This is a genomic window from Stenotrophomonas maltophilia (assembly GCF_023518235.1).
Taxonomy (GTDB): domain Bacteria; phylum Pseudomonadota; class Gammaproteobacteria; order Xanthomonadales; family Xanthomonadaceae; genus Stenotrophomonas.
Genome location: NZ_CP090423.1, coordinates 3,682,840 through 3,699,760, shown reverse-complemented (window position 1 = coordinate 3,699,760; position 16,921 = coordinate 3,682,840). Strand labels below are relative to the sequence as shown.

The window sequence follows — 16,921 nt, the reverse complement described above, 5'->3', positions numbered from 1 at the left end:
TCACCGACTTGTGGCGTTCACGTCAAATACACGCCGTTTGAGGCAGGTGCCCACCTGCTCGCTGAACTTGCATCTGAAACGATCCAGCCACCTGCCGGGGTCCAAGCTGAATGCGCATCAGCCCCGTTCTGCCGGGGGCGCGGCCTGCAGGGTGGTGCGCACCTGGAACAGCTCGGGGAAGAAGGTCAGCTCCAGCGCCTGGCGCAGGAAGCCCACCCCGGACGAGCCGCCCGTGCCGCGCTTGAAGCCGATCACCCGCATCACCGTACGCATGTGGCGGAAGCGCCAGAGCTGGAAGGCGGTCTCCAGGTCCACCAGGTCTTCGCACAGCGAGTATTCGCGCCAGTAGCGGTCGGTGTCCTGGTAGATGCGCTCGAACACCGGCTGCAGGGCGTCGTCGGCCACATGCGGCTGGGTCCAGTCGTGGGTTTCGTACACCACCGGCACGGCATGGCCGAAGCGGGCCAGGTACTTGAGGAACTCCTCGTACAGGCTCGGCGCCTCCAGCACGGTGCGCAGCTGCGCCTGGCCGGCCGGGTCGTGCTCGAACACCTGCAGCATCTGCGCGTTCTTGTTGCCCAGCAGGAACTCGATGTAGCGGTACTGCAGCGACTGGAAACCCGAGGATGGGCCCAGCACGTCGCGGAAACCCATGTATTCGGAGGGGGTCAGCGTTTCCAGCACAGACCACTGCTCGGTCAGCTGGCGCAGCACCTGCTTGCTGCGCGCCAGCACCTTGCGGCACTGCCAGACTTCATCACGCTGCAGGAAGCCGATCGCTGCACGCAGCTCGTGACCCAGCAGCTTCAGCCACAGCTCCGAGGTCTGGTGCTGGATGATGAACAGCATCTCGTCGTGGTGCGGCGGGTTGGACAGCGGCTGCTGCGCGCTCAGCAGCTGGTCCAGCCGCAGGTAGCCGCCGTAGGTCAGGCGCCCGTGCAGATCGGTGTGGATGCCGGCTTCGAGGTCGCGTTGGTTGTTGTCGACGGACATGGGTGGGACCAGATCAGGGGCGGCAAGGGTAGCGCGTTGCCGCCGCGCTGGCAGCCGCCGGGTCCATACCGGGCCGTGCGGTTGGCCGTGGAGCATCGGCCGATACCGGGGCTGCGCGTGGAACCGATCAGGGCGTTGCGCTGGCGGTCAGCCAGAGGCGTATTCTGATGCTTTGCAGCAACGACTGAATACGTTGTTGTTATTGGCCCCCCACCCACCGGCAGGGGTAAAACGGGGAATCGCCGTGTTGCGGCGCAGGAAGGCTATTCCGTACGCGTTCCTTAACATGGCGATTCATATCATTTGTAACTTCTCTGTCGAAGGTGCAGTACGCAATGACGGTTGCCGCTGAATTCAAGATCGAATACCTGCAGTACCTGGACGCGGACGGCAAGCTCGTCCGCGATGACCTGCCCGCGTCGCTGCGCGACCCCAAGGTCCTGGTACCGCTGTTCAAGCAGATGCTGTTCGTACGCACGTTCGACAGCAAGTCCATCGCGCTGCAGCGCACCGGCAAGCTCGGCACCTATGCCGCCTGCCTGGGCCACGAAGCGGCGCACGTGGGCATCGGCGCTGCGATGCAGAAGGACGACGTGTTCGCCCCTTCGTACCGCGAGTACGGCGCGATGTTCATGCGTGGCGTGCGCCCGCACGACGTGCTGATGTACTGGGGCGGCGACGAGCGCGGCAACGACTACGGTGGCAACGCGGCCAAGGACTTCCCGTTCTGCGTGCCGATCTCCACCCAGTGCCTGCACGCCGCAGGTGCCGCGCTGAAGTTCAAGCTCAACAAGGAAGCGCAGATCGCCGTGGCGGTATGCGGTGACGGTGGCAGCTCCAAGACCGACTTCTACGCAGCGCTGAACTCGGCTGGCGCCTACAAGCTGCCGCTGATCCTGTGCATCGTCAACAACGGCTGGGCCATCTCGGTTCCGCGTTCGGCCCAGACCGGTGCCGAGACGCTGGCGCAGAAGGGCCTGGCCGGCGGCCTGCACTGCCTGCAGGTGGATGGCAACGATCTGATTGCGGTGCTGGCGGCGATGGAACAGGCGCGCGAACGTGCGCTGGCCGGCGACGGTGGCACCGTGCTGGAACTGATGACCTACCGCCTGTCCGACCACACCACCGCCGATGACGCGCGCCGCTACCGTGACGATGCCGAGGTGAAGGATGCCTGGCAGCGCGAACCGATGCTGCGCCTGCGCAAGTACCTGATCAACGCTGGTGTGTGGAGCGAAGAAGAAGAAACCGCCTGGGTTGCCGAGTGCGGCACGCGCGTGGACGAGGAAGTGAACCTGTACCTCAACACGCCGGTGCAGCCGGTCGAGGCGATGTTCGATTTCCTGTATGCCGATCCGCCGCCGGACCTGCTGGCCCAGCGTGCCCAGGCGATTGCCCTGGAGAAGCGCCATGGATGAGATCAAGAACGGCGCGCCCGGCGCGCACATCAACGCCGCCGACAGCGCTGCCATCGCGCGCGGAGAAGAAAGCATGACCACCACGCCGATCACCCTCATCGAAGCCATCACCCAGGCCTTGGCCTGGGAGCTGGAGCATGATCCGTCGGTGCTGGTGCTGGGCGAGGACGTGGGCGTCAACGGCGGCGTGTTCCGCGCCACCGCCGGCCTGCAGCAGCGCTTCGGCGCCGAGCGCATCCTCGACACCCCGCTGGATGAAACCACCATCGCCGGCCTGACCATTGGTCTTGCCGCGCAGGGCATGAAGCCGGTGGCCGAGGCCCAGTTCGACGGTTTCATGTATCCGATGGTCGACCATATCGTCTGCCACGCCGCACGCCTGCGTTACCGCACCCGTGGCCGCCTGCACTGCCCGATGGTGCTGCGCGTGCCGTGGGGCGGCGGCATCCGCGCGCCGGAACACCACAGCGAAGCCAACGAGGCGATCTTCACCAACGTGCCGGGCCTGCGCGTGGTGCTGCCGTCCTCGCCGCAGCGTGCCTATGGCCTGCTGCTGGCCGCGATCCGCGAACCGGATCCGGTGATCTATATGGAGCCCAAGCGCATCTATCGCCAGTACAAGGAAGTGGTCGTCAACGACGGCGAAGCGTTGCCGCTGGACGTCTGCTTCGTGCTGCGCGACGGCACCGACGTGACCCTGGTGACCTGGGGCGCGCAGGTGAAGGAAGCGCTGGAAGCGGCCGACAAGCTGGCCGGCGAAGGCATCAGTGCCGAAGTCATCGACGTGGCCACGCTGCGTCCGCTGGACTTCGCCACCATCGCCGAATCGGTGGCCAAGACCGGCCGCTGCGTGATCGTGCAGGAGGCCCCGAAGACCGCGGGCTTCGGCGCCGAGATCGCCGCGCGCCTGGCTGAGGAATCGATCTACGACCTGCTGGCCCCGGTCGAGCGCGTCACTGGCTACGACACCCACATTCCGCTGTTCCGCCTGGAAATGAAGTACCTGCCGAGCGTTGAGCGGATCGTGGCGGCGGCCAAGCGCGCGGTGGCGGCCGGCTGACATGCGGGCCCGCCTTCTGGGGGCTTACCGCAGCCAGTATCCCAACCCGCTCCGGTTCCGCGCCGGCCAGATCGTCGAAGTCGGTGTACGTGACGAGGAATGGCCGGCGTTTGCCTGGGTACGCACCAACGATGGGCGCGCTGGATGGGCGCCCATCGCCTGGCTGCAGCTGCTGGACGAGGGTCGCGCCGAAGCCCTGTGCGACTACGACGCCCGCGAGCTGGATGTGGAAAGTGGCGAGATGGTGAAGCTTCATCACGAACACGGTGGGTGGTGGTGGTCCGAGCGCGCCAATGGCGCGACGGGCTGGCTGCCGGCCCGCGAACTGGAACTGCTGGAAGAGAACTGCAAATGAGCCAGACCAAGAACTTCAACCTGCCCGACCTGGGCGAAGGCCTGCCGGACGCGACCATCGTCGAGTGGTTCGTCAAGGAAGGCGATGTGATCAAGCTGGACGAGCCGCTGGTCTCGATGGAGACCGCCAAGGCCGTCGTCGAAGTGCCCTCGCCGTTCTCCGGCAAGGTGCTGAAGCTGTCCGGCGGCGCCGGCGACATCATCCCGACCGGCTCGGTGCTGGCCAGCTTCGAACTGGACCCGAACCTGCCGCAGCGCGCTGATGGCCAGGACACCGGCCACAGCCACGGCCATGCCGCGCCGGCCACCGCACCGACTCCGCCGCCGCTGCCGACCGCTGCCGCCCCGGTGGCTGCCGCAGAAGCCAAGCCGGTTGCCGCCGAGCGTGATGACGCCGGCACCGTGGTTGGCGCGATGCAGAGCTCCAACGCCGTGCACGCCGAGCAGGCGCTGGCCGTCGGCGGCGTCAAGGCCGTGCCGGCCGTGCGTGCGATGGCGCGCAAGCTGGGCGTGGACCTGAGCCGCGTGCCTGCCACCGGCACCGATGGCGCGGTGACCATGGCCGACGTCAAGCAGGCCGCCGCCAACGGCACCGCCAAGCTCGGCGCTGCGCCAGCGCCGGTCGCTGCCGCCGCGTATGCCGCCCCGGCCCCGGCGCAGGTGTCTGCCCCGGTGCAGAGCGAAGCCCGCACCCCGCTGTCTGCCGCCGGCAAGCCGATGCGCACCCAGCCGCCGGGCGTGGTCGCCAAGGGCCAGCCGGAGCCGCTGAAGGGCGTGCGCCGCAATATGGCCCGCGTCATGGCCGATGCGCACAGCAAGGTCGTGCCGACCACGCTGAACGACGACGCCGACATCCATGCCTGGCTGCCGGGCAACGACGTCACCGCACGCCTGGTGCGTTCGATCGTGGTGGCCGCGCAGAAGGTGCCGGCGATGAACGCCTGGTTCGACGGTGAAGCGCTGACCCGCACCCTGCACGCCCAGGTGGACATCGGCATCGCCGTGGACACCGACGATGGCCTGTTCGTGCCCGCGCTGCGCAATGCCGACATGCTCGATGCGCGTGGCATCCGCGAGGGCGTGAACCGCCTGCGCGAGCAGGTCGAATCGCGTTCGATCGCTGCCTCGGAACTGAGCGGCTACACCATCTCGCTGTCCAACTTCGGCATGTTCGCCGGCCGCTACGCGACCCCGGTCGTGGTGCCGCCGTGCGTGGCCATCGTCGGTGCCGGCCGTGCCCGCCACCAGATGACCCCGGTGATGGGCGGCGTGGAAGCGCACAAGGTGATCCCGCTGTCGGTCACCTTCGACCACCGCGCGGCGACGGGCGGCGAGGCCGCACGCTTCCTGCGCGCGATGATGGACGACCTGGCGCTGGCCAGCTGATCGGCCCCCCCTCTGAAACACAGGAAACGCCGGGCAATGCCCGGCGTTTTTTTGTGCGCGCTCTACTGTAGAGCCGAGCCGTGCCCGGCTGCCTTTTACCTTCATCCACGCATGGCGTGAATCTACTGAAACGCAAGCCGAGCATCGGCTCGGCTCTACAGAACGCATGCGATCAATCGCGGGCGACCATTCCCTCGGCACGGCTGTAGACACGCAGGCGATGGCCATCCGGGTCGGCACCGACGAAGGTGTGGCCAAACTCCAGCGTCACCGGCGCCTGCAGGATCTGCACACCGAGGGCGCGCCACGCGTCGTGCATCTGCTGCACGGCATCAGGGTTGGCCACCACCATCGCCAGTTCGGCGGCGCCGGCCTGTGCGGACACCGACGGTTGCACGTCGTCACGCTGCCACAGGCCCAAGGCAGCGCCATCGCCAAGCAGGAACAGGGCAAAGCCCGGCGACTGCTCGACCGGTGGCGTGCCGAGGATGCCTCTGTAGAAGGTGGCGCTGGCGGCAACGTCGCGCACGTATTGCAGCAGGGTGCTGGGCATGAACATGGGAAAGCTCCGTGGTTGGGAGCGTTCATGATGGAACGGCCCTGCTGACAGTTTCTGTCAGTAGCGTCGAGCTTGCTCGACAGCTGTTGTCCTTGCCTTGGTAGATGTCGAGCTTGCTCGACAGCTGTTCGCGAAGATCAAGGGCAGTCGAGCAAGCTCGACCTCTACCAGAGCTAAGAGCAAAGGCTGCCAACCCATCACGCCAGCAGCAGGAAACGAAGCGCGGAAGCAGGCGGACAAGCCCGACGCTACGACCGGTCCAGCCAGTCCGGGGCGATGCCCTGCGCCTTCTGCCAGCGCCGCAGCAAGGCAGCGCGCGGCACAAGGTAACGATCCTCCAGCACGCGCACCTGGCGGATGCGGTCCAGTCTGAAGTGGCGAAAATCCTCGCGACCCTCGCACCACGCGGCCAGCATCGGCACTTCATCGAAATAGGCCAGCGCGAACGGCCAGACGATGCGCTCGGTGCGCTGGCCCTGCGCGTCCTGGTAGCCGAACTGCAGCCGTTGCTGTGCACTTACCGCTTCGCGCACCACCTGCAGTCGCGTTGCCGGCACCTTGGCCGCGACGCGTGAAGGCCCCACGCGCAGACCACTGTCACGCAGCGCTTCGCGGCGCGCCGCAGGCAGCACATGCGCGATACGCGCCAGCGCATCGCGTGCGGCTTCGGCCAACGCCGGCTCGGTACGGGCCGCGACCCAGCGCAGGCCCAGCACCAGCGCGTCGATCTCGGCCGGGGGCAGGGTCATCGGCGGCAGGGTGTCGCTCGGCGCCAGCTGGTAACCGATGCCGGCCTCACCGCGCAGGTCGGCGCCCTGCGCGCGCAGGGTTTCGATGTCGCGGTACAACGTGCGCAGGCTGATGCCCAGCGCATCAGCCAGCACCTGCCCCGCCACCGGCCGCCGATGGCGGCGCAACAGCTGTTGAAGCTGGGCCAGGCGCAACGCACGCGACATCAGCCGACCAGCGCGCTCGATGCCACCACATGCTGACCCGGTTGCGGTGCCAGCGCGGCCTCGATCAGTGCCTTGGCGATTTCAGTGGCCGGATTGATCCAACACGCACGCGGCAGCACCGGCCCCAGCACGCCCAGCACCTTCAACGCGAGGCGCTCGCCACGGCGTACCTCGCTGCGCTCGCCGCCGATCAGCCCCGGGCGAACCAGGGTCAGGGAATCAAAGCCCAGCGTGGCCAGATCGCGCTCCAGCTCACCCTTCACCCGGCTGTAGAAGATCGACGACTGCGGGTTGGCGCCGGCCGCGGAATTCAGCACATAGGTACTGGCCCCCTGTGCCTGTGCGAGCCGTGCGAACGCCAGCGGGTAATCATGGTCGATTCGGTGGAAAGCCTCGCGGCTGCCGGCCTGGGCAATGGTGCTGCCCAGCGCGCAGATGACCGCGTCTACGCGCGCCCATTCGGGCGAGGTGGGCAACGCGTCGAAGGCCAGCACCGGGTTCTCCAGCTTCCCGTGGGTTACGCCCAACGGGCGGCGGGTGGGCGCCACCACGGCGCTGCAGCGCGGGTCCTCCAGCAGCCTGGGAAGGGTGAGCCCGCCGACCAGGCCGGTCGCCCCCAGCAACATCACGCGCATCACCACCTCCACTGCGGCATCCTGTCGCCCATCCTAGCCGTTCAAGCGATCGGCGGCCGCGCCGATATGCTGGAACCTGCCCCTGCCAACCCCAGGATTCGCTCCATGACGGACCAGCCCGACCCTCGCCCCGCACCCGGTACCGCCCTTGGGCCGCCGGCACGCGTGCGCGCGGTGGCCGACGATGGGCGGGGTGACCGCGTGGTACTGCAGGGCGGCGGTGGCGTGGCCCTGCAGCAGCTGTTCGCCGGCGCCGATGCGCCGGAGCCGCTGCTGGCCGCGTTCGCCAATGGCATGGCCACCCTGCCCGGCGAACTGGGTGACATGGGCGACCGCCTGCAATCGGCACAGGCCAGCGCCGATTGGCCGCGCTATGGGCGCGCGATGCGGCAGCTCATCGACAAGTACATCCGCACCATCGAGCAGCATTCGCCGGACGGCCAACCGGAAAGCCTGCGCCTGTCCGAGCAGCTGCGGCTGCTGCTGGGCGGCGCGGTCGTCGCCCTGCTGCAGCACGACCCGGACCTGCGCGAGCAGGCGCAGGCGCTGGCCACGCGCCTGCGCCAGTGGCAACCGGGCACGGCGCTGGAACCGATCGAACAGGGCGTACGCGAGCTCGGCCACCAGGTGGGTGTGCGCGCCGAGAGCTGGCAGGAGCAGCAGGCGCTGCTGCTGGAGCTGTTCGCGTTGCTGCTGGAGAACGTGAGCGAGCTGCTGGATGACCGCAGCTGGCTGCAGGGCCAGATCGCGGCGGTACGCCAGTTGCTGGATGGTCCGCTGGAAGCCGAAGCGGTCGAACGCACCCGCGCCGAGCTGCGCGAAGTGATCTACAAGCAGGGCCTGCTGCGCCAGGGCATCGACGATTCGAAGGCGGCGATGCGCGGCTTGATGGGCGAGTTCATCGAGCGCATGGATGGCATGGCCACCAGCACCGGCGAGTATCACGACCGCATCGGCAGCTATGCGCTGCAGCTGCGCGAGGCACGCAGCATCGCCGATCTCAACCAGCTGCTGCAGGAGGTGATGCGCGATACCGGCAAGGTGCAGCAGCAGGCGGCGCAGGCCCGCGATCATCTGGCCAACGCACGGCAGGAAGTGGAGCGTGCCGAACAGCGCATTGTCGAACTGGAAAAGGAACTGCGCGCGGCCGGTGATCTGGCGCGCATCGATCCGTTGACCCAGGCGCTGAACCGCCGCGGCCTGGACGAACTGCTGCAGCGCGAGCTGGCGCGCGCCGCGCGCAACAACTCACCACTGGGCGTGGCGGTGATCGACCTGGATGATTTCCACCAGACCAACGACGCGCACGGGCATGCCGGCGGCGATGCGCTGCTGCAGCACCTGGTGAGCGTCTGCAAGCTGCTGCTGCGCGCCACCGATGGCATCGCGCGGCTGGGTGGCGACGAGTTCGTGCTGGTGCTGCCGGAAACCCAGGGGGCCGACAGCATGGCCACCGTACAGCGCCTGCAGCGCTCGCTGGCGCACCGCGTGCTGACCGTACAGGATCGGCGCGTGCCGGTGCACTTCAGTGCCGGCCTGGCGCAATGGCAGCCCGGCGACGATGCCGACGCGCTGCTGCGGCGTGCCGATGATGCGCTGTATGCGGCCAAGCGCCAGGGCAAGAACCGGGTGCAGGCGGGTTGAATGACCCTTGCGTAGAGTCGAGCTTGTTCGACTGCTTTTCTTCCCCGCAAACAGCCGCCGAGCAAGCTCGACGAAACCGCCGCTAGCGGCGGCGCGGAGCGCCGTAGAACAGCCGAGCGTGGGCTCGGCTCTACAGGTTACTTCCCGCGCAGCTTCTGGAACCCGGTCACCGCCGCCAGCACGATGGCACCGGCGACGATGCCTACCACCATGTTGGCCGCGGCACTGATCAGCCAACCCCACGACCCTTCGCCGCCCATCGCCTGCACCGCGTGGTGCAGCGCCGGCACGTTGTGCACCAGGATGCCGCCGCCGACCAGGAACATGGCGATGGTGCCGGCCACCGACAGGAACTTCATCAACCACGGCGCCGAGGCAACCAGGCCACGACCGAACGCGGCGATGGCACCGCCCTTGCGCGACAGGTACAGGCCGACGTCGTCGAGCTTGACGATGCCCGCCACCAGCCCATACACGAACACTGTCATCGCCAGCGCGACCACCGCCAGCGTGACCACTTGATTGGTGAACGGCGCAGTGGCGACCACGCCCAGGGTGAGCACGATGATCTCGGCCGAAAGAATGAAGTCGGTGCGGATCGCGCCCTTCACCTTGTCCTTCTCCCACGCCACCATGTCCACCTCGGCATCCGCCAACGCCTTGCGGCGCTCGGCCTGGCGCTGGGCATCGTGGTCGGAGGAATGCAGGAAGCGGTGCGCCAGCTTCTCCACGCCCTCGAAGCACAGGAACGCGCCGCCGATCATCATCAGCGGCACGATCAGCGGCACGTTCCAGCCGCGGCCATGCAGCCACGCCTCCAGCGCGCTGATCGCCAGCGCCGCCGGTACCAGGATCACCTTGTTCACCAGCGAGCCCTTGGCCACCGCCCATACCACCGGCAGCTCGCGATTGGCGTTGACGCCGGTCACCTGCTGCGCGTTCAGCGCCAGGTCGTCGCCGAGCACGCCCGCAGTCTTCTTGGCAGCGACCTTGGTCAGCACCGAGACATCGTCGAGCAGGGAAGCGATATCGTCGAGCAGGGCAAACAGGCTGGCACCGGCCATGGGGCGTCCAAGAGAGGGAATGTGCGGATTCTGACCGATACCGGGGCCGCTGCGGAAGCCGGCGAGTTCACCGCGTGCCTACCCTGCCCCGGCGACACTGCAGGACCCGCACATTGTCGGCCAGTGGCCGGCACTACCCCGTCTTCGCCGCATGGGAGTTCCGCTTGAGCAACCCGCCCACCGCCGCTGGCAATCCTCCACTGGTCAAAGGCATGAACCGGCGCAGCCAGATCCTGCGCCTGTTGATGCGCTACCGCCATTCGGGCGTGTTCTCGGGCATGAACCTGGACGCGGCCAGCAACCATGCCGACGTGCCGGCCGATGGCAACCCGGAGCAGTTCGTCAGCGACCTGGAAGCGCTGGGGCCGACCTTCGTCAAACTGGGCCAGATGCTCTCCACGCGCCCGGATATGGTGCCAGTGGAGTTCGCCACCGCGCTGGAGCGCATGCAGGAAAAGGTGGCCGAGGTACCGGTCGAGCGCATCCACGCCATCGTCGAGCAGGAGCTGGGGGCGCCGGTGAACAAGCTGTTCGCCGCGTTCGATCCCGAGCCACTGGGGTGCGCATCTCTGGCCCAGGTGCATCGCGCGGTGCTGCACGATGGCCGACAGGTCGCGGTGAAGGTGCAGAAGCCCGAGGTCGCCGCACAGGTGCGTTCTGACCTTGAAGCGCTGCGCAGCTTTGCGCTGGCGGCCGACCATCTGACCCAGGTCGGCCGCCGCGTTCGGCTGCGCGACTGGCTCAACGAGTTCGCCAAGACGCTGATGCAGGAGCTGGACTACCACGCCGAGGCCGAGAACCTGTCGCGCTTCGGCCGCCACCTCAAGCCCTTCCGCCGGCTGTGGGTGCCGCAGCCGATCTGGGACTACAGCAGCCAGCGCGTGCTGACCATGGAGCTGGCCACCGGCGTGCGCGTGGATGCGATTCCCGGCGTGCGCCGCACCGAACAATCGATGGACCCGCTGGCGGCCGCGCTGATCCGCGGCTACCTGGACCAGATCTTCGTGCACGGCGAAATCCACGCCGATCCACATCCAGGCAACCTGCGGGTGATGCCCGACGGGCGCCTGGCGATCTTCGACCTGGGCATGGTCGCGCACATGCCGCCGCGCCTGCGCGAACGCCTGCTGAAGATTCTGTTCGCCGCCGTTGATGGCCGTGGCGAGGAAGTGGCCGATGACCTGATCAGCATCAGTACGCGACTGGAAGCGTTCGACGAAGAGCGCTACCTGCGCGAAACCGGCCAGCTGATCGCACGCTACGCGGCCAGCGGCAGCTTTTCCGAAGGCCGCGTGGTGCTGGACATGGTGCGCATCGCCACCGCCTGTGGGCTGCGCACGCCACCGGAACTGAGCCTGCTGGGCAAGGCCCTGCTCAACCTGGAAACGGTGTGCCGGCTGCTGGCGCCGGAGTTGGACACACGCCGCATCGTCGAGCGCCAGCTGCAGCACGTGATGCGCGCACGCCTGAAGAAATCGCTGTCGGCGGCCAACATCGCCAGCGAGGCGATGGAACTGCAGCAGCTGCTGCGCGACGGGCCGCGCAAGCTGTCGGACATCATGGCGCTGCTGGCCGAGAACCGCCTGCAGATGAAAGTGACCGGGCTGGAAGAATCGCGGTTGATGGAGAATCTGCAGAAGATCGCCAACCGCGTGGCCGCCGGCATCATCAGTGCTGCCTTGATCATGGCCGCTGCGATGATGATGAAGATCGACACCGGATGGCATCTGTTCGGCTATCCACTGATCGCGCTGGTGCTGTTGTTGATCGGCGTGGTGCTGGGGCTGGGCATCGTGACCAGCGCCTTGCTGTTCGATCGTCGCGCGCGTGCACGCGAAGAACGGGGCCATCGCTGACGTAGAACAAACCGCCGTATTCATGCGGTTTTTAATGCAATCCAACGAAGCCTTTCACGCTCGTTTTACCTTCTGAGCGCGATTTCGCGCGCGTCATTTCAACAAACATTTCAGTCAGGTTCGTGCATGCACTATCGGGTCATCGGCCTGTCATGTGTATGTGCTTGCGGCAGCGCCGGTCGGATGGACACGCGTCGGTACGACGTCCATCGCCACCACCCCGTCACTGCCGAAGCTGCCTATGCTCTGGATACTGCTGCTGTCGTTGTTGCTGCTGTGCTGGTTGTTCCTCGCGTCCGCAAAGTGGGTGTGGTGGAAGGCCGCTGCATTCTCGCTGCTGCTGCTCATGCTCAGCGCGTGGTGGCTGATCGACAAGCTCTCGGGTGATGGGCTCAACGCCGCCACCCTGTACCACCTCGGCGCGGACATGGAGGGCGCCGGCGTCTCCGACTTCAAGGGCTATATCGCCGGTTTCATCGTGCTGGCGCTGGTCTCGCTGCTGCCGCTGTTTGCCACGCGGGTGAAGCGCTGGCGCCGGCCCGGCCCGGGCGGTGCATGGTTTGCCGGTTTCGCGGCGGTGTGGCTGGCCACGGTCATGATCAGTCCGCTGGCCCGCGACGGCCAGCGTCTTTACCAGCAGCTGCGCCCGGTCGATTTCGCCCGCATCGCCCCTGAATACCAGGTACCGACGCAGCCGCTGCAGCGCCCGCGCAACATCGTCTGGATCTACGGTGAAAGCCTGGAGCGCACCTATCTGGACGAGGCGGTGTTTCCCGGCCTGATGCCCAACCTCAACCGGCTGGCCGCCAGATCGCTGGACGTTCGCGGGCTGGCCTCAGCCGAAGGCAGCGGCTGGACCATCGCCGGGCTGGTGTCGTCGATGTGCGGCGTGCCGCTGACCACCTCGCAGGGCGATGAGAACAGCATGGATCGCATGGGCAGCTTCCTGCCCAAGGCGGTGTGCCTGGGCGACTACCTGAAGCAGCAGGGCTACACCAACCACTACCTGGGCGGTGCCAACGGCCGTTTCGCCGGCAAGGGCCGGTTCCTGGCCAGCCACGGTTTCGACGAAGTACACGATCTGGACTGGTTCAAGCAGCAGAAGAAGATCGGCCGGATGCACTACTCGCCGTGGGGCGTGCACGACGACGTGCTGCTGGATACGGCCTACCAGCGCTTTGAGCAGCTCTCGCGCGAGGGAGCGCCGTTCATGCTGACCACGCTGACCATGGATACGCACCACCCGGCCGGGCATCTGCCGGTGGCCTGCAAGGGCCAGCGTTACCAGGGGCCGTACGGCAACATCAACATGCTCAACGCGCTGAAGTGCAGCGATCGGCTGATCTCGCAGCTGGTGCAGCGCATCCAGGCCAGCCCGTACGGCAAGGACACGCTGATCGTGATCGCCTCCGATCATCTGGCCATGCCCAACGATCTGAGCCACATCCTGACCCAGCAGAAGCGCGAGAACCTGCTGCTGTTCCTGGGCGATGGCATTGCCCCGCGCCAGCTGGCCAGCGACGCCGGCACCACGCTGGATTCGGGCGCCACCCTGCTCAGCCTGCTGGACCCGAACCTGAAGACGATGGGCTTTGGCCGCTCGCTGATCGACCCGCAGCGCGCACCCAGCGCCAGCGTGGCCACCCGCCGCGAGGGCGGCCGCGATTACCCGCAGTACCTCGCCTTCGCCCGCTCGCTGTGGCTGGGCGAGCCCACCCGCGAACTGAAGATCAACGGCGACGACCAGGTGCTGGTCGGCCTGCAGCAGGTGCAGCCGCCGGTGCTGCTGGAGTACGACAAGAACTGGGGCCTGAAGTCGGTGTACCTGGAGAACACCTCACGCCAGTTCGATGATGCGGACCCGGACAACACGCTGGCCTATGTCGATCGCTGTACCGCGTTCGAGGATGGCTCGGCCGACGGCGACTGGTGTGCATTGCTGGTCAACCGCGATAACGGCATCAAGCTGTACCGCGACAACGACCTGCGCGGCGGCATCGCCGTGGATGCGCCGCTGGATGCGTTCCAGGGCCCCCCGTCCGAGCGTGCGCCAGGCACACATGATCACCCAGAAGGGCCGTCGCACCCGTGCCGGCCAGTACATGCTGCAGCTGGTGGCGAGCACGCGCCCGGATCGCGGCTTCTGGATCGAAGCGGTGTCCTCGCAGCGCAAGGTGGTGCTGGCCCAGCAGTGGGTGCAGCCTGATGCGGACGGCAAGATCAACGTGTCGTTCGGGTTGGACCACGAAGTGGACGATCTGGAGATCCGCGCGTGGTTGAACCATGCCGAGAAGCTGGCGGTGGATACCTTCGCACTGGTGCCCTCGCGCAGCCGACCGCGCGGGTAGATCCATGCCGTGCGTGGATACGCTCGACGCAAGGGGTCAGATCCGTTTTCCTGCGGAAAACGGATCTGACCCCGGATCGATGTTGCCGGCCAGCGCGGGTGCAGGGCGTAGCCCTGCAGAGCCCCTTATTCCTGCGGGTCGCGGGTGATGTGGATGTCGGTCGGCGTCGACAGCGGAATGTTCCGCTCGGCCAGAATCTGCAGCAGGCTGAAGTACAGATCGCTGCGGGTGGCGTACACCTGCCGCGGGCTGGCCACATAGGCAAAGCTGTTGATGGTGATCTGCCCTCCGGCAATGCTGTCGATGTAGACCGACGGCTCCGGCTGCTTCAGCACGTTGGTATGCGCGGCGTAGGCCTGCAACAGCGCATCGCGCAGGCTGCCGACATCGGTGCTGGGCGGCACTGCGAACTGGATCTGGATGCGCCCCTGGTTGTTGCCCATCGTCATGTTGCGCACGGTCTTGGTGACCAGCTCGGAATTAGGCACGATCAGTGTCGACCGGTCGCTCACCTGGATCTCGGTCGAACGCAGGCTGATGCGACGGATGTCGCCTTCCTGGTCACCCAGCTTCACCCAGTCACCAATCTTCACCGGACGCTCGGCCAGCAGGATCAGGCCGGACACGAAGTTCTGGGTGATCACCTGCAGGCCGAAGCCGATACCCACCGACAGCGCGCTGACCAGCAACGCCAGCTTGCTCAGCGGCAGGCCCATCGCCGAAAGCGCCCAGAACACGGCGATGATGATGCCCAGATACCGGGCCACCGTACTCACCGAATTGCGTGCGCCCAGATCCAGCTCGGTCTTGGGCAGGTAGGTATCGGTCAGCCACCGCTGCACCAGCTGAGTGACGGCCAGGCCGGCCAGCAGCACCAGCACCGCCAGCACGATCCCCATCGGCTTCAACGTGGTGCCGCCCAGCGGAATGCCGGTGGTGAGCAGCGAAGCGAAACGCTCCACCACCGCACCGATGTTGCCGAACGGCGCCACCAGCGCCAGCAGTGCCAGTAGCACGACCACCGTACGCAGCGCCGCCGACAGCAGCACGCCGGCCTGCTCCAGCCGCGAGACGCTCAGGCCGGTGCTGAGCAGGATGGTCTGGCCGACCTTGCTGTCGGCGTTGAGCATCCAGGTGCTCAGGTCATCCACGAACTTGAACAGCAGGGTCGCGGCCAGCACCACGATGCTGCCGCCGATCAGCTGCTGGTTCACGAACTTGGCGAAGTTCAAGTAGCCCAGCAACGTTGCAACGATGGCGGCCACCACCGCGATGTTGCCGGCCACCCGGGCCAGCACCAGCCAGCTGCTGCGCCGCACTGGCGTGCTCGCGCCCTGCCCGTCGGCCTGTGCCTCCAGCTTGGCTTCGGCTTCGGCGGTCTGCCGGCGGTGCAGGCGGGCCAGTGTCACCAACATGGCCATGATCAGGCCGAGGTAGGTCAGCGCGATCAGGCCATCCAGCGCCACTGTGGTCACATCGCTGGTGCGCGTGGCCTGGTCGATCGCCACCAGCACCGTGCTCAGCCAGGCCAGGGCTGCCGCGCCCCAGGCGTACTTGCGCAGCTTCAGCGCGGCGGTGTCATCCAGGTTCAACAGGCGCCACGATGGGCGCTTGGGCACCAGCAGGCAGGCACTGAGTGCGGCGATGAAGGCGGCGCGGAAGGTCGCGGTCTCCAGGCCGTCGGCCACCACTTGCAGGCGCGGCGCGATCGCATCGATGGCCTTCAATGCCGCCATCAGCACCACCACCGCGTAGCCGGGCAGCAGCGTGCCCACCAGCAGCAGCCACATGGCCAGGCCGGAACGGCGCAGGCGGCCATCGGGCGCACGCTCGGACGCGGCAAAGCGCCGCCCCAGCGCGCGCAGCCACAGCCGCAGCGGGAACATCATCACCAGTGCCACCACCACGCCCAGCAGCAGGGTGCCCCAGCCGTGGGTGGCGATACCGGCCACCAGCGCAGCGCGCCCCTGCTCGGCCAGCGGGGCGACGCGCGCGATATCGATCGGCAAGCGCTCGGCGACCTTGCTCCACAATGCCGGCGACAACGGCGAGGCCACCTTCTGGCCCAGTTCTTCAGTGCGCTGTGCGGTGCGCTGCTGGTCGATGTCGGTCGCCAGCTGCTGCGCGCGCACGGCGCTGGCCTTGGCCTGCGCGACCGAGGCGGCCAGGTTGTCGCGCTGCTTGGTGAGGGTGCGTCGTTGCGCTGCCAGTTCGGGCGGCTCGCTAACGCCTTCGGCAGGCGTGCCCAGCTGCGCCAGTTGTTCGTCGAGCCGGTCCTTCTGTGGCTGCAGCGCCTTTTCCAGTGCCTCGGCATCACGCCGCGCCTTCGAGGCATCCTCGGACAGCATGGCCAGTGTTTCGATGGCCTCCGCATCGCCGCGTTTACGGTCAACGTCCTTCAGCTTCGCATCGATGTCCGCCAGCTGCTGCTTGGGCGTGGGGTCCTCATCCTGCGCCAGTACCGGCGCGGACAACAGGAAGACGCTGCACAGCAGCAGGGCCAGCCAGGGCCCTCGTTTACGGATCAATTGCAGGAAGGAAGACAAGCCAGCCACACCGGTTCACGCGGACCACCGCGCCTGCGCGCGACTATACGGCAGAGCCGGTAAAGGGCGGATGGAACGGCCGTCGAGCAAGCTCGAAGCTAC

12 protein-coding genes and 1 pseudogene are annotated in these 16,921 nt (G+C 67.2%); 7 read left to right on the top strand and 6 right to left on the bottom strand.

Going from position 1 to position 16,921, the window contains the following annotated elements; translation table 11 throughout:
- Positions 1-117: 117 nt before the first annotated feature.
- Positions 118-993, bottom strand: coding sequence for a tryptophan 2,3-dioxygenase (locus LZ605_RS17250; RefSeq protein ID WP_249842634.1), 876 nt, complete (start codon positions 991-993; stop codon positions 118-120).
- A 335-nt stretch (positions 994-1,328) separates the two neighbouring features.
- On the opposite strand from LZ605_RS17250, the gene pdhA reads away from it, so the two are divergent.
- From pdhA to LZ605_RS17230, 4 genes are read left to right on the top strand one after another with little or no spacing between them, the layout of a single operon-like run.
- A complete protein-coding gene (gene pdhA, locus LZ605_RS17245; RefSeq protein WP_107232889.1) occupies positions 1,329-2,411 on the top strand; it encodes a pyruvate dehydrogenase (acetyl-transferring) E1 component subunit alpha in 1,083 nt (360 codons plus the stop codon).
- On the top strand, positions 2,404-3,471 hold the full coding sequence (locus LZ605_RS17240) for an alpha-ketoacid dehydrogenase subunit beta (RefSeq protein WP_249842633.1): 1,068 nt from the start codon (positions 2,404-2,406) through the stop codon (positions 3,469-3,471). The genes pdhA and LZ605_RS17240 overlap by 8 nt, the downstream gene beginning before the upstream one ends.
- 1 nt (position 3,472) lies before the next feature.
- Entirely contained in the window at positions 3,473-3,826 is a 354-nt protein-coding gene (locus tag LZ605_RS17235; protein WP_107232888.1) for an SH3 domain-containing protein, read from the top strand.
- The gene (locus LZ605_RS17230) at positions 3,823-5,211 is read left to right on the top strand and encodes a dihydrolipoamide acetyltransferase family protein (RefSeq protein WP_249842632.1); all 1,389 of its coding nucleotides are present in this window, start codon (positions 3,823-3,825) and stop codon (positions 5,209-5,211) included. The genes LZ605_RS17235 and LZ605_RS17230 overlap by 4 nt, the downstream gene beginning before the upstream one ends.
- Positions 5,212-5,383: 172 nt before the next feature.
- On the opposite strand, the gene LZ605_RS17225 is transcribed toward LZ605_RS17230, so the two are convergent.
- The 3 genes from LZ605_RS17225 to LZ605_RS17215 all read right to left on the bottom strand — a co-directional run bounded on the left by LZ605_RS17225 (position 5,384) and on the right by LZ605_RS17215 (position 7,361).
- Positions 5,384-5,770, bottom strand: coding sequence for a VOC family protein (locus LZ605_RS17225; RefSeq protein WP_249842631.1), 387 nt, complete (start codon positions 5,768-5,770; stop codon positions 5,384-5,386).
- A 248-nt stretch (positions 5,771-6,018) separates the two neighbouring features.
- A complete protein-coding gene (locus tag LZ605_RS17220) occupies positions 6,019-6,726 on the bottom strand; it encodes a helix-turn-helix transcriptional regulator (RefSeq protein ID WP_249842630.1) in 708 nt (235 codons plus the stop codon).
- On the bottom strand, positions 6,726-7,361 hold the full coding sequence (locus LZ605_RS17215) for an NAD-dependent dehydratase (RefSeq protein ID WP_249842629.1): 636 nt from the start codon (positions 7,359-7,361) through the stop codon (positions 6,726-6,728). Before LZ605_RS17215 ends, LZ605_RS17220 begins: the two co-directional genes overlap by 1 nt.
- A gap of 105 nt (positions 7,362-7,466) precedes the next feature.
- Between LZ605_RS17215 and LZ605_RS17210 the strand changes: the two genes are divergently transcribed.
- Complete coding sequence (locus LZ605_RS17210) at positions 7,467-9,005, top strand: GGDEF domain-containing protein (RefSeq protein WP_249842628.1); 1,539 nt, start codon at positions 7,467-7,469, stop codon at positions 9,003-9,005.
- Between the two features lie 137 nt (positions 9,006-9,142).
- Here LZ605_RS17210 and LZ605_RS17205 read toward each other — a convergent pair whose 3' ends face one another.
- Positions 9,143-10,069, bottom strand: coding sequence for a DUF808 domain-containing protein (locus tag LZ605_RS17205; RefSeq protein WP_249842627.1), 927 nt, complete (start codon positions 10,067-10,069; stop codon positions 9,143-9,145).
- A gap of 212 nt (positions 10,070-10,281) precedes the next feature.
- Between LZ605_RS17205 and LZ605_RS17200 the strand changes: the two genes are divergently transcribed.
- Both LZ605_RS17200 and LZ605_RS17195 read left to right on the top strand, forming a co-directional pair.
- The gene (locus LZ605_RS17200; RefSeq protein WP_249844939.1) at positions 10,282-11,925 is read left to right on the top strand and encodes an ABC1 kinase family protein; all 1,644 of its coding nucleotides are present in this window, start codon (positions 10,282-10,284) and stop codon (positions 11,923-11,925) included.
- 241 nt (positions 11,926-12,166) lie between these two features.
- A pseudogene (locus LZ605_RS17195) lies at positions 12,167-14,273 on the top strand (phosphoglycerol transferase I).
- A gap of 125 nt (positions 14,274-14,398) precedes the next feature.
- On the opposite strand, the gene LZ605_RS17190 reads toward LZ605_RS17195, so the two are convergent.
- Positions 14,399-16,828 (bottom strand): DUF3772 domain-containing protein, encoded by a 2,430-nt coding sequence (locus tag LZ605_RS17190; RefSeq protein ID WP_249842626.1) that lies wholly within the window; start codon positions 16,826-16,828, stop codon positions 14,399-14,401.
- Positions 16,829-16,921: the final 93 nt, after the last annotated feature.